At 59.4% G+C, this 13175-nt stretch carries 7 protein-coding genes; 5 read left to right on the top strand and 2 right to left on the bottom strand.

What is annotated here, in order from left to right:
* The first annotated feature begins 18 nt into the window (after positions 1–18).
* The 4 genes from DSM14862_RS09495 (at position 19) to choV (ending at position 4635) form a co-directional block, all read left to right on the top strand.
* Complete coding sequence (locus tag DSM14862_RS09495) at positions 19–1650, top strand: caspase family protein (RefSeq protein ID WP_007120046.1); 1632 nt, start codon at positions 19–21, stop codon at positions 1648–1650.
* Between the two features lie 128 nt (positions 1651–1778).
* Entirely contained in the window at positions 1779–2699 is a 921-nt protein-coding gene (locus tag DSM14862_RS09490) for a choline ABC transporter substrate-binding protein (protein WP_007120045.1), read from the top strand.
* An 86-nt stretch (positions 2700–2785) separates the two neighbouring features.
* Entirely contained in the window at positions 2786–3619 is an 834-nt protein-coding gene (gene choW / locus DSM14862_RS09485) for a choline ABC transporter permease subunit (RefSeq protein WP_007120044.1), read from the top strand.
* The gene (gene choV, locus DSM14862_RS09480) at positions 3616–4635 is read left to right on the top strand and encodes a choline ABC transporter ATP-binding protein (protein ID WP_007120043.1); all 1020 of its coding nucleotides are present in this window, start codon (positions 3616–3618) and stop codon (positions 4633–4635) included. The genes choW and choV overlap by 4 nt, the downstream gene beginning before the upstream one ends.
* A 76-nt stretch (positions 4636–4711) precedes the next feature.
* On the opposite strand, the gene cueR is transcribed toward choV, so the two are convergent.
* The gene (cueR, locus tag DSM14862_RS09475) at positions 4712–5107 is read right to left on the bottom strand and encodes a Cu(I)-responsive transcriptional regulator (RefSeq protein WP_007120042.1); all 396 of its coding nucleotides are present in this window, start codon (positions 5105–5107) and stop codon (positions 4712–4714) included.
* A 9-nt stretch (positions 5108–5116) separates the two neighbouring features.
* Entirely contained in the window at positions 5117–7642 is a 2526-nt protein-coding gene (locus DSM14862_RS09470; RefSeq protein WP_007120041.1) for a heavy metal translocating P-type ATPase, read from the bottom strand.
* A 283-nt stretch (positions 7643–7925) separates the two neighbouring features.
* Here DSM14862_RS09470 and DSM14862_RS09465 point away from each other — a divergent pair, with 283 nt between their 5' ends.
* Positions 7926–13151: a DUF11 domain-containing protein gene (locus DSM14862_RS09465; protein WP_007120040.1), complete on the top strand. Its 5226-nt coding sequence runs from the start codon at positions 7926–7928 to the stop codon at positions 13149–13151.
* Positions 13152–13175: the final 24 nt, after the last annotated feature.

Genomic DNA, 13175 nt, shown 5'->3' with positions numbered 1-13175 from the left:
CCGAAAGGAGCCTGCTTTATGCGTCTGACCACGATCCTACTGATGCTGATCCTGCCCATCGCGGCCGCGGCCCAAGACCGCGTTGCGATGGTGATCGGTATGTCCGATTATGAAGGCGCGGCCGCATCGGACGGTCCGCGCGAAGACGCTGAGGCACTGACCGATGCGCTCAGCGCGCAGGGGTTTGATGTCACCACGCTGATTGACGCTGAAAGTGACGCGCTCAAGCAAAGCCTCTCTGACTTTGCGTTTCAGGCGGAAACGGCGGATATTGCACTGATTTATTATGCGGGTCAGCGTATCGCTTCGGGCGGGCAGAGCCTCTTGGTCCCGGCAGATGCCCCGCTCGCGCCCGCGTCGGCGCTTAGGAAAGAGGGGGTGGCCCTGCCGGTGCTGCTGCGCGCCGCGGGAAAGGCGCGGGAAATTCGGCTCGTCGTGCTCGACAATTGTCATGCTGCCCCGCTCCAGATGACGGGCCCGTTGCCTCCGCCAGAACCACGCCAAGGGACATTGGTCATCACCTCCGGAGAAGTTGGGGCCTGTGATGATAGCGGTGAAAGCCCCAGCATTTTTGCCGCGACACTGGCAGATGCCTTGGCCGAACCGGAGGTCGAGATCGGCGCCATGCTGGATGGGTTCCGCACAGCGCTGCGCAGCCGCAGCGGCGGCACCCTTTCCGCGCGTCGCTTTGGGCGGCTTAACCCCACGCCGACCTTCATCGGCGGGTATGATGCGGTGAAAGGGGCGGAAAATCCGCGCCTCAAATGGTCAGACTTGGATGACACACAGAGCGAGCGCTTGATTGAATTGGCAGGCAAGGGGGATACCCGGTCTCAGTTAGGCTTGGCCGCTATGCTTAGTGATCCCGATAGTCCGCGATATGACCCTGAAACCGCCGCGCAAAACCTGCAGCGCGCGGTAGCGACCGGATCACCCGAGGCGCGGTTTCAGCTGGCACAGCTTTACGAGCAGGGGCGGGGCGTGGCGCAGGATCAGCCGCGCGCCCTCGCGCTTTATCAAGCGGCTGCGGCGCGGGGCCATGCCGGGGCGCTGAACGACCTGGGGTTCATTCATTTGCAGGGTGAGCTGGGCCAAGAACCCGACCCCGAGGCCGCGCTTGATTACTTTCGCCGTGCAGCCGATAGGCGACATCCTGCGGCCATGTTCAACTTTGCCGCGATGATTGACGACGGCAAGGTGCCCGGTCGCGGGGCCGCCGACGCCGCATTGTATCTCTATCGCGCGCTGCGCGCCGGGGACGGCACGTTGCTTGGCCTGATGCAAGATGAGCCTCAGCTTTTCAACAGCGACACCCGTAAGGCGCTGCAGCGCAAGCTTTCGGATTTCGGGTTTTACGACGGCGCAATTGACGGACTTTACGGGGCCGGAACCCAAGCTGCAATTCGTGCGGCATTCGGTTTGGAGGCATTAGAGATGCAGGGGGAGGCTACTGAAAACAAAACAGAAACAGAGCTTACTGACCCTGTGGGAGAGGCGCCCACGCCTGCGGTTTCGTCGCCCGAGGATACGCCCGCCAAAGAACGTTCTACGCAGGCGGCAGAGGCGCTGAAAGTGAACGCCAAACCCGAGCCCGGCGCCGATGACGACGTGACCCCGGTCTTGCGCCCAAAACAGGCCGAACGGGAGTGACCTTTGAAACAAGTAGTATTGATTTTCACCCTGAATTAAGTTGGCGAAATTAATCCGGTTGCAATATCAGGGCCGATGGCTTTTGATTGGCGCATCAGTCAATAAAAACTTCTCTGGGGAGAACACCAATGAAAAAACTGCTTACGACTTCCGTTTTGGCAATGACCGCCGCGACATCGCTCGCCGCTGCTGAATGTAACGAAGTCACCTTCTCTGACGTGGGTTGGACAGACATCACCGCAACCACCGCTGCCGCTTCGGTCGTGCTTGACGCGCTTGGCTATGACACCGAGACGAAAATCCTCGCCGTGCCGGTGACCTACACCTCCATGGCCGCGGGCGACATCGACGTGTTCCTGGGCAACTGGATGCCAACCATGGAAGGCGACATCGCCAAATACCGTGAGGAAGGCAGCGTCGACACCGTGCGCGCCAACCTTGAAGGCGCGAAATACACGCTGGCCGTTAACAAGGTCGCCGCCGACATGGGCATCAAGACCTTCGCCGACATCGCCGCCAACAAAGACGCACTCGAAGGCGAGATCTACGGCATTGAGCCGGGCAATGACGGCAACCGTCTGATCCAATCGATGATCGACGACAACGCTTTTGATCTGGGCGATTTCGAGGTCGTTGAATCCTCCGAGCAGGGCATGTTGGCCCAAGTTCAGCGTGCCACCCGCAAGGAAGAGCCTGTTGTCTTCCTCGGTTGGGAGCCGCACCCGATGAACGCCAACTTTGAGCTGACCTATCTGGAAGGCGGCGATGACTTCTTTGGCCCCGATCTGGGTGGTGCGACGGTTTACACCAACACCCGCGCCGGTTTTGTTGAGGAATGCCCGAACCTTGGCAAATTCCTGAACAACCTCGAGTTCACGCTGGCCATGGAAAACGAGATCATGGGCAAAATCCTTGATGATGGCGAAAAGCCGGAAGAGGCGGCCGCCGCTTGGATCAAAGCGAACTCCGACGTTCTCAGCACTTGGCTTGACGGTGTGACCACCGTTGACGGTGGCGACGCGATGGAAGCTGTCGCTTCGCTGAAGTGATCTTCACGGTATGATGGAAAAGACCCGCCCCAAAGCGATGGGGCGGGTCGTTCTCATGCGCAATTCTCCAAGTCTGAAGGACTGACATGGACTGGCTGACAGAAAACAAGATCCCCGTGGCCGATGTGGCCGAAGACGCGCTGGATTGGCTGCAAACAAACGGAGCGTGGTTCTTTGACGGGCTGGCGGACCTGATGGAACGGCTGATTGAGGCGATCCTTTGGGTGCTGCAAACCCCGCATCCGCTGATCCTCATCGCCGTTTTTGCCGCGATCACTTGGGGCATTCAGCGCAATTGGAAGACCGTTGCCTTTGTGGTGCTGGGCTTCCTGTTTATTCTTAACCAAGACTACTGGGAAGAAACGATGGAGAGCCTGACGCTGGTTCTCTCGGCCTGTGTGGTCTGTATGGGTGTGGGTGTGCCGATTGGCATCGCCGTGGCGCATCGGCCCCGGTTGTACGCTTGGGTGGCCCCTGTGCTTGACCTAATGCAAACGCTGCCGACCTTCGTCTATCTGATCCCTGCGATTGTCTTTTTTGGCATCGGTATGGTGCCCGGCCTGATTGCTACGGTGATCTTCGTGCTGCCCGCGCCGATCCGGCTGACCCAGTTGGGCATCTCCTCGACCCCCAAAGCGTTGCTTGAGGCGGCGCAGGCCTTTGGTGCCAAGCCGCGCCAGACGCTGTGGAAGATTGAGCTGCCCTATGCCTTGCCGCAGATCATGACGGGTCTGAACCAGACAATCATGCTGTCGCTGTCGATGGTGGTAATCGCAGCACTGGTGGGCGCAGATGGATTGGGTGTGCCGGTGGTGCGCGCCTTGAACCAAGTCAACACAGGCTTGGGATTTGAATCCGGGTTGGTGATCGTCGTCGTGGCGATCATGCTCGACCGTATCCTGCGGGTGGGACGGAAATGAGTAAAGCAGTAGAATTTGATAATGTGTCCATTGTCTTTGGTGACAAGCCTGAAAAGGCTCTGCCGCTGATGGACGAAGGCCAGAGCCGCGCCGAGATTGAATCGGCGACGGGTCAGGTGCTGGGTGTGCATGACTGCTCGTTGAGCGTCGAGAATGGTGAAATCCTTGTGCTGATGGGCTTGTCAGGCTCGGGCAAATCGACGCTTTTGCGCGCGGTAAATGGTCTGAACCCGATGGTGCGCGGCACGGTGCATGTGCATGCCGAAGGGTGGTCTTGTGACATTCATGGCAGCAACCCATCAGAGCTGCGCCGGGTGCGCCGCGAGGGTGTGTCCATGGTGTTTCAGCAGTTCGGCCTGCTGCCATGGCGCACGGTGCGCGACAATGTGGCGCTTGGGTTGGAGCTGTCGAATGTGCCCAAGGCCGAGCGGTTGGAACGCGCAGAACGGCAGTTGAAACTGGTGGGCCTGAGCGATTGGGCCGACCGCAAGGTGGGCGAGCTTTCGGGCGGGATGCAGCAGCGTGTGGGCCTTGCCCGTGCCTTTGCCACCGAAGCGCCGATCCTGCTGATGGACGAGCCATTCTCGGCGCTTGACCCGTTGATCCGCACGCGGTTGCAGGATGAGCTGCTGGATCTTCAGCGCGAACTTAACCGTACGATCATTTTCGTGAGCCACGACCTTGACGAAGCGTTCAAGTTGGGCGGGCGCATCGCGATCATGGAAGGGGGCCGCATCGTGCAGATCGGCACCCCGCGCGAGATTTTCTCGAACCCGGCGTCGGACTATGTGGCGGAGTTCGTGGCAAATATGAACCCGCTTGAGGTTCTGACCGCGCGCGATGTCATGGGCATTGTCGATGGTGCCCCCACCCAAGGCGAAACCTCAGCCGAGACGCCAGTGCGTGAATTGATGGACCGTCTGCGCGGGGCCGATGCGGCGATTGAGGTCATGGAAGACGGCGCGCAGATCGGGACGGTCACGGCGCATAGCATTGTGGACCGGCTCAAAGCCTAGGTTCAGGGTCTGACACGAACGCAAAACGGCGCCGCCCGGCTTGGCTGGGCGGCGCCGTTTGTTTTTGGAATGATGCCTATGACGCCGTCGCCGTGCCAAGCGTCTTGAGGATCGGACAGTCGGGCCGGTCGTCCCCGGCACAGTCGCGGACCAGCGTACTCAGCGTGTCGCGCATATCTTGCAAGCCGCTGATCTTGGCTTCGATCTGTGCCAGATGCTCTTTCGCAATCGCGCGCACATCCGCACTGGCGCGGTTCTTATCCTCCCAAAGCGCCAATAGGTTGCGGCAATCTTCGATGCTGAACCCCAAGGTTCGGGCGCGGCCCAAAAAGGCCAGCTTGTGCATCTCGCTCTCGCGGAAGGCGCGGTAGCCATTGGCATCGCGCAGGGGTTTGACCAGCCCGATATCTTCGTAATAGCGGATGGTTTTCGGCGGCAGGCCAGTCTGCTGTGAGACTTCTCCGATGTTCATGTTGCGCTCCTATTCTGCGGCCACGGGGGCAGCAGCCCGTGGTTCATTTTGTGGGGTGGCGTTTTCGGCCAAGGGGGCGGCAATCCAGCGCAGACGCAGCGCGTTGCTGAGGACAAAGACGCTCGACAGGGCCATCGCGCCGGCGGCCAGCGCGGGCGACAAAAGCCAGCCGGTCAGCGGATAGAAGGCGCCCGCCGCGACCGGGATCAGCAGCACGTTATATCCGAAGGCCCAGAAGAGGTTCTGGCGGATGTTGGCCATGCTGCGCTGGCTCACGTCGATGGCATTGACCACGCCGCGCAGGTCGCCCGACATCAGCACCACATCAGCCGCCTCAATCGCCACATCTGTGCCCGTGCCGATGGCAAGGCCCACGTCGGCCTGCGCCAGCGCCGGGGCGTCGTTGATCCCGTCTCCGACAAAGGCGATACGGTTGCCGCCCTCTTTCAGCTTGTCGATGGCGGCCACTTTGCCGTCTGGCAGTACTTCGGCGACGACGCGATCGATGCCCAGTTGCGCGGCGATGGCCTCTGCCGTGCCACGATTGTCACCGGTGATCATTGCCACCTGAAGTCCGAGGTCATGGAGGCGCGCGATGGCCTCTGGCGTGCCGGGCTTAATGGGGTCGGCGACAGCGATCACAGCGGCCAACTGACCGTCAATTGCAGCATAGAGCGGGGTTTTCCCCGCTTTGGCCAAGTCTGCCGCGATCGGCCCGGTGGTGTCCAGATCGATCCCTTCGCGGAGCATAAGACGGTCAGCCCCCAAGATAACCTTGCGGTCTGACACCGTGGCACTGACCCCATAGCCGGTGTGCGATTGAAAATCACGCAGGTCGCTGGGCAGTTTGCCCGCAAGCTCAGCCCGGCGCACGATGGCTTGGGCGATTGGATGCTCTGAACGCACCTCAACCGCGCCAATCAGGGGCAGCACCTCGTCTTCGGTCAGTTCGCCCACCAGCACCAGATCGGTGAGTTCGGGTTTGCCCTTGGTCAGCGTGCCGGTCTTGTCCAAGGCCACGGTCTTAACACTTTGCAGCGTTTGCAACGCATCTCCTTGGCGGAACAACACGCCCAATTGCGCCGCCCGTCCGGTGCCGACCATGATCGAGGTCGGCGTGGCCAGACCCATCGCACAGGGGCAGGCGATGATCAGCACCGCGACCGCCGCCACGAGAGCGTGGCCAAGCGACGGGCCAAAGGCCAGCCAGACACCAAAGGTCACCAACGCCACGGCGATAACAACAGGAACGAACCACAGGGTGATCCGGTTTACCAAATCTTGGATGGGCAGTTTTGCGCCTTGGGCCTCTTCGACCATGCGGATGATCTGCGCCAGCATCGTGTCGCCGCCAACTTTGGTCGCGCGGAACGTGAGGCTGCCGGTGCCATTGACTGTACCGCCGACAAGCTCTGTGCCGATGGCTTTCTCCACTGGCACAGGTTCGCCCGTGATCATGCTCTCGTCGACGTAGGATTGCCCTTCGGTGACAACACCATCTGTGGCGATCTTCTCACCGGGGCGGAGGTGAATGATGTCCCCCGACACGATATCATCGATGGCAAGCTCAACGATTGCTCCGTCACGCTCAACCCGTGCACTGCGCGCGCGCAGACCCATCAATTTTGTGATGGCCGCCCCGGTGCGCCCTTTGGCGCGTGCCTCAAGATATCGGCCCAGCAAGATCAGCGTCACGATCACCGCCGCCGCTTCGAAATACACCACGCGGCTGCCGTCTGGGAGCAGACCCGGCGCAAAAAGGGCGGTCACCGAGAAGAGCCAAGCCGCTCCCGAGCCGAGCGCCACCAGTGAATTCATATCCGGCGCGCCCTTCAGCAGGGCAGGCAACCCCTTGGTATAGAAATGCCGCCCCGGCCACGCCAACACGAGGGTTGTAAGGATAAATTGAATAAACCAGCTTGTCTCCATCCCGATGGTCGCCAGCACCCAGTGGTGGAACGCCGGGATCAGGTGACCGCCCATTTCCAGCACGAAAACCGGAAGTGTTAAGGCCGCTGCGAGCAACGTCATACGCCTAAGCTGCGCGGCTTCCGCTTCTTTTCGGGCGGCGGCATCGGGGCCGGGGGTGCCTGGCGTATCAAGGGTCGCGGGATAGCCTGCTTGAGCTGCGGCATCGCGCAGGGCCGTGAGGAGGTTCGCATCCTCCAAGGTCTCAACCTGCGCTTCTTCTGTCGCAAGGTTAACAGAGGCCGAGAGCACGCCGGGCACCGCGGAAAGAGCACGCTCAACCCGACCCACACAGGAGGCACAGCTCATATTGGAAAGCTTTAGCCGATGAGTCGTCGTGCGGGCTGGGTAGCCGGCTTGGGTTAACGCCGCTTCGACCTTCGCCGCGTCGAAACCGGGGGCTGTGCTCACACGCAGGTTTTCCGCAGCCAAATTCACCCGCGCTTCGCGAACGCCTTCAACCGCGTTCACCGCCTTTTCCACACGTCCCACACAAGACGCGCAGCTCATATTTTGCACCCCAAAGGTGAGTGTATCCGCATCGTCCATTTTTTGATCCTCTTTCATTGATGACCTTTATATGGGCCTTCCAGTCACTGGAGGGTCAAGGGCCTATTTCACAAATAAACCGGGCGGAGTGGAAAAAGGAGAATCGTGGTGAATGACCTGGAGAGCGCGCCGCCGTTCAGCCCAAAACACAGATCGCTTTGGGTGAAATAGCCTATTTTACGGGATATCTCGGCCTCATGCGCGCTGCATCGCTATTCGGAAGCATATCTTAATACCTTTCTGCGCAACTGCTTCTAACTCGCTTCGTCGGTAAGTTGTGTCAAAGGTAGTGAGCACGGATATGCATTTTGAACTAAGTTTTATTGGCGTCTTTCTAGAACGCATTTTTGGCGGTTTCTTCTCGGTGGCCCGACGGGGACGCGGGGGCGCGGCGCTTGGCTTACGGATTTTCTGCGCCACGCTTTTGCCGCTGGTTTTCACGACAAAAGGAGCATTTGCGCAGCAGTTGATTCTGAACACTGTCGGGGCGCCAACCGTTGTGGGTGCCGGAATTGGAGAGCGTGCACTGTGGTCCAACGCCGGCACCGTGGGCGGCGTGCCGGTGGATATCGTGGCTGAGATGGTCTTTGCCAGCCGGGACCATATTTTCACCACTGGCAACGGGCAGATCCAGATTACGTCGACGGGGCAAGATCCGCATTTTATGGACTTCTACCTTTATGAGGCGGGCACCCATAATATTACGACCAACTCTGGCGGTGTGCCGGTTGTCGCGGATGTATTTTTTCAGATTAACGACATTGACGGGCCTCTCAACGAACAGGTCTATGTCAATATCTGCGATGGCACCGTCGAATACGTTCGGATCGATAGAAGTGCCACAACCTATCGGGGCTATATCGAAGGGCCGGATGCGAACCTCGGGACAGAGGTTTTCTATCTCGCGGGGGATCGTGGTTATAGCAACCAGCCGGTTTCAGGGCTGGAGATTTTCTATCCGCAGACGTCGACTTTCAACTTTGGCCGGACCGCGAACAACGGGTTTCTCGTTCTGCTGTCCAACCCGACCTATAACGAAACACAGACCTATGACCTTCAATGTGGCGATTTCAAAGCGCCCGTGTTGCAGGACGACCTGAAAGAGCAGGTTCTGAGTGAGCCGGTCGTGTTGAACATCCTCTTCAACGACAGCGTCGCAACAGAGAACAACAACGCCCCCGCAAATAATTCCGGCGAGCCGAGCGAATATGCCAAACAGGCCGTTGATCTGATCCCGCCCACAGGTGCGCTTAACATTGTGACCGATTCCGAAGGCCACCGGGTCGGGTTTGATGTGCTCGGGGAAGGAACATGGAGCTATGACGATCTGACTGGAGAGTTGACCTTTACCCCTTTCGCAGCCTTTTTCGCGGCGCCGACGTCGATTAACTACCGCTATCAGTCACCCATCGTCCTGCCAAACGAGCCGCAGACCTATTCCGCCCCGGCCCAGGTCTCTATTGATGTGGGCTCTGTCGGTCTGCTGAAACTCGCGCAGTTGGTGGATACAAACCTAAACGGCTATGCCGACGCGGGGGAGACGATCGCCTATGTCCTCACCGCAGAAAACTTCGGCAACGTCGATCTGACCAATGTGCAGCTTGCCGAGACGCAGTTTAGCGGTAAGGGCGTGCCGCCCGTGATTACCTTTCAGGCCGCAACATCGTTGTCGCCCGAAGGCACGCTATTGGTCGGGGAGAAGGCCGTCTATACGGCGACCTACACGCTGGTGCCCGAAGATTTGGACACTACGATCTCCAATCAGGCAGAGGTGACCGCGCAAACGCCGGGCGGGACGGTTGTGTCTGATCTCTCCGACTCAGAAAACCCCGGCGATGGGGATGGCACCCCTTCGAACGGGCCGGGAGCAGGGCGCGACGATCCCACCACGATCTATGCGGGGTCTGGCCCTGACCGAGGCGATGCGCCGATCACCTATGGTGATCCGCAACATGCCGACACCTCGCAATATTGGATTGGCGCGCTCAATGGCGATGGCGACGGTTCAGCGCAGCATTCGGTTGACGGGACGGGCGATGACTTGGACGGCAACGACGACGAAAGCGAAGAGGCGTTTCCGCAGCTGTATGGCGATCTGACCCGCACGGCCACGGTGGTTGTGAATGAACCTTCCCCGGGCAGTGGCTATCTACAGGCATTCGTCGATTTCGGGGGCGATGGCCTCTTTCTTGGGGATCAGGTGGCGACCGACATCCAAGACGGTGGCCCGCAGGATCTCGACGGGGCGGTGAACGGAGAGATTTCCTTTCCCATAAGTGTTCCCGCGACGGCGGTGCTGACGCCGACATTCGTCCGTCTGCGTTGGTCGTCGGCGGCCGGGCTGGATGCCCTTACCGCTGCGCCCGACGGGGAAGTCGAGGACTACGGCATCACCATCAAGACGCCGCCCGACGCTGACCGTGGTGATGCCCCGGCCAGCTATGGCGATCCACAGCATATCATCGAAGGCCCCGGCGCGCCCGAGGTCTATCTGGGCACGGTCCCGCCTGATATTGATCTGCTGGCACAGAACTCTATTGGGGCTACGGGCGACGACGCCGATGGGTCTGATGACGAAGACGGGGTGGTCCTGCCGCAGTTCTATCGCGGTGGGCTGGCCGAGATTGCAGTCACGGTCAACGACCGAAGCGGCGCGCCAAGGTCGTCGTATCTTCAGGCTTTCATTGATTTTAATGGCGATGGCACCTTTGGCCAAGCGGGGGAGCAGGTTGCCTTGAACCTCCAAGACGGCGACGCAATTGATAAAGATGGTGCCACCAATGGGTCTATCCTCTTTGAGGTGGCGGTCCCTGCCGGGGCCACAACCCTGCCGACCTATGCACGGTTTCGCTGGTCAACTGACAGCGCCGGTCTTGCAACGGCCTTCGAGGGGGAGGTCGAAGACTACACGTTGACCATTTCCAGCGATCCGCCGCCTCTTGTCTGTGATGCGTCCCTCTATGCTATCGTGGATAGCCCCTCGACCCTTATACGAATGACCTTCCGCGATGCCGGCGGCAGCTATGCTACAACGGTGGATCCCTCAGGCTCAACTGGAGAGAACCGGGACGGGGCATGGGGGTATAATGCGCTCGACGGCTATATCTACGGTGTGGAAGAGAATACCCGCAGGCTATATCGGATTGATGGGGCCGGTAATATTGCCGATCTGGGCAACATATCAGGTGCAGACGATGCGCTGAACGCAGGGGATATTCTGCCCAATGGCCGATTTATTTATGAAGTTGATGCAAATACTTGGCAGATCGTTGATCTGACCAACCCTACTGCACCGATTGGATTGGGTGCGATCGCCCTAACCATTGGCGTGAACCCAGAGGACCTCGCCTTTAATCCCGTTGATGGCATCATGTATGGGATCGACAGAAACTCCGGCTTTTTGTTCCGCGCGGCAGTCAACAACGGCACACCGGGCAGCGTGACACCACAAGCGATTGGGCCTGCGGTCTATGCCGGAATGTTCGATGCATTGTGGTTTGACCGCGATGGCAGGCTTTATGGCTATTCAAACACCACCAACAATCTTTTCATTATTTCCACCGCGACGGGTGTGCCGCGACTGATTTCGAACATCCCTGGTGATGAAGGCGATCGGAGCGACGGCATCTCCTGCCGGGGGCCGGCGCCGATCCCGTTGGGAGGCATATCCGGCAATATCTACGAGGACGCAGATGCCTCTGACGTGAAGGATAGCGGAGAGACCAATTTCGGCGCAGGTGTGGGCATCTCGGTCTATGCCGACAATGGCACCCCGGCCAATACCGCCGATGACGTGTTTCTAGTGACAACCGATACGCTGGCCGATGGCACCTACGCGGTGGGTGATCTGATGGTAAACACGACCTACCGTGTTGCGCTGGATGAGGCCGACGCCGATCTGCCAAGCGGGCTGACCATTGGCACCTCCAATCCTTTGATTGGCGTGGCGGTCTCTGGCAATAGCGTTACCACAGATCAAGACTTTGGTTTTGACCCGGCGGGAAGCGACCTTGAACTCACTAAAATCGCCGCGGCAACCGGCACCATCACACCCATCACAAATGTATCCGAAGGCGACACGATTGATTGGATCATCACAATAACCAACGTCAGCGGCGGCTCACCCTCAGGCGTTAAGGTGATTGACCAGATTCCCAGTGGCTTTGCCTATGTTTCCGACGATGCCCCTTCCACTGGGGACACCTATGACCCCAATACCGGCCTGTGGTTTGTGGATGAGCTGCTCAGCGGCGCCAGTGAGACGCTGACGATTACCACCACGGTGCTGGGCAGCGGCGATTTCACCAATCAGGCCGAGATTATCTATAGCTCGCTACCCGATCCTGACAGCGATCCCAACACCGGGCCATTGACCGACGACCTTTTTGACCAACTCCCCGATGATGATGAGGCGTCCTATTCGGTGAACTTGGTAACGGGGGAGCGGATCTTGTCGGGCCGGGTCTTTATCGACAACGGGGCAGGCGGCGGCACCGCACATGACGCGCTGCGCAACGGCAGCGAAAGCGGGGCGTCATCTGCGGTTTTTGAGATCCTTGACAGCAGTGGCACAGTGCTGGCCACGCCCGGTGTGGCGGCCGATGGAACTTGGAGCTATGGGCTCTCAGGCACCTACAGCGGGGCCATCACAATCCGTGCAATACCAGCCAATGACTACCGCGCGATCTCAGAAGCAACGAGCGGACTTCCCGACTTGGTGGACGCGAACCCGCATGATGGTGAATTTACCTTCACACCCGAAGCCTTTGGCAATCGCATGGGGTTGGACATCGGCCTTCTGCAATTGCCCAGCTTGACGAATGACCAGACCACCACGGTCGCACAAGGCCAAGTGGCCACCTTGCCGCATATCTATACCGCCACGTCTGAAGGGCAGGTGACCTTCTCCTTCGCCGGGGCCACATCGACCCCGACCGGCGCTTTCAACGCGGCGCTTTATCAAGATGTCGGCTGTGACGACAGTCTTGATGGACCGATCACCGGTCCCATCGCAGTCATCACGGGGCAAACCATCTGCATCGTCTCGCGCGTCTCTGCGGGATCGGGCGCTGGGCAGGGCAGCACCTATGTCTATCAAGTGTTGGCCGCGACTGCATTTGCGCGCACCACGGTTACAAGCTCAGTCAGCAATACCGATGAAATCTCAGTCGGGGGGCAATCCACCCAGATTGAATTGCGCAAAACGGTGGAGAATGAGACCCAAGGTACGTTGGAAGGGACCACCAATCTCGGCAGCATCAATGATATCCTGCTCTACCGGATTTACCTGCGCAACAAGGCGACCACGCAGGCCTCAAACGTCAAAATCTATGATATGACACCGCCCTATACGAGCCTGTCAGAGCCAATTGTCGATCCGCAGCAGGTGTCGCCCAATCTCAACTGTGATCTGGTGCGACCTGCAAGCAATGTGGCGAGTTATGCAGGCGCGATCGAGTGGAACTGCACGGGGCAAATGTTACCCGGAGAAACCGGAGCCGTGCAGTTCAGGGTGGGAATTCAATAGCAGGGCCGGCACCTAAATCCCGTA

It is taken from the genome of Sulfitobacter indolifex (genome assembly GCF_022788655.1).
GTDB lineage: Bacteria > Pseudomonadota > Alphaproteobacteria > Rhodobacterales > Rhodobacteraceae > Sulfitobacter > Sulfitobacter indolifex.
This window is presented reverse-complemented; position numbering and strand designations above follow the sequence as displayed.